This window comes from Bacillus sp. AFS001701 (assembly GCF_002559405.1).
Taxonomy (GTDB): Bacteria; Bacillota; Bacilli; order Bacillales; family Bacillaceae_G; genus Gottfriedia.
In genome coordinates this window covers 1-616 of sequence record NZ_NTZO01000696.1, presented here as the reverse complement: position 1 = coordinate 616, position 616 = coordinate 1, and the positions used below count along the sequence as shown (strand labels likewise).

Annotated in this window: 1 protein-coding gene and 1 pseudogene; one reads left to right on the top strand and one right to left on the bottom strand. The window is 29.5% G+C overall.

Annotation, left to right across the window (positions count from 1 at the left end):
• Positions 1–311 (bottom strand): annotated as a pseudogene (locus CN514_RS24680) (RNA polymerase factor sigma-54); the annotation flags it as partial.
• Positions 312–459: 148 nt separating this feature from the next.
• On the opposite strand from CN514_RS24680, the gene CN514_RS24675 reads away from it, so the two are divergent.
• Positions 460–616: HTH domain-containing protein (locus CN514_RS24675; protein ID WP_141529529.1), on the top strand; the 157-nt coding region annotated here is incomplete at its 3' end.

The following is a 616-nucleotide window of genomic DNA, read 5'->3' as shown; positions in this document are numbered from 1 at the left end:
TTAATAATTTTATATTCCTCATTATCAATTTTCAACTCATTTAACTGACTAACAAGTTCTTCTTGTAATGTTTCTGTTCTTCGAGTATATAACTCCATTCCTTGTCCGCTGGAAGTAGTTTGTTGTTTGATTTTTGAAGAAGTGTAATCGTTATAAGGAGTTTCGACTTCAATTAAAGGATTTTCTAAAGATTGCTCAAATAAAAAATCAGTAAGTTCCTGGGCATTAAATTGAAGCATTGTAATGGCTTGTCGTAGTTCCTGAGTCATTGCAAGTTTCAATGATTGTTTTTGCATTAAATTCATTTCCATACTACTTCACTCCCTTATTACTATTTTACTCGATATTTAACTTTTTCATAGTACTTGACGAATTGTTATACTAATTTAAATATAGTGAAAACGTTTACTTTTTCCTGTATAGTAAAAGTATACAACTCTTTATGATGGGTGGGCCATTATGAACAGAAAAAACCAGATTTATGAAGTTTTTCTTCAAAGTAAGGAGCAAGGTTTTACCGCTATCGAGATTGCTCAAAAGCTTGGTTTAGATAGAGCAAACGTTAGCAGTGATTTAAATAAATTAGTCAAAGAAAATTTATTAATTAAAACAAATT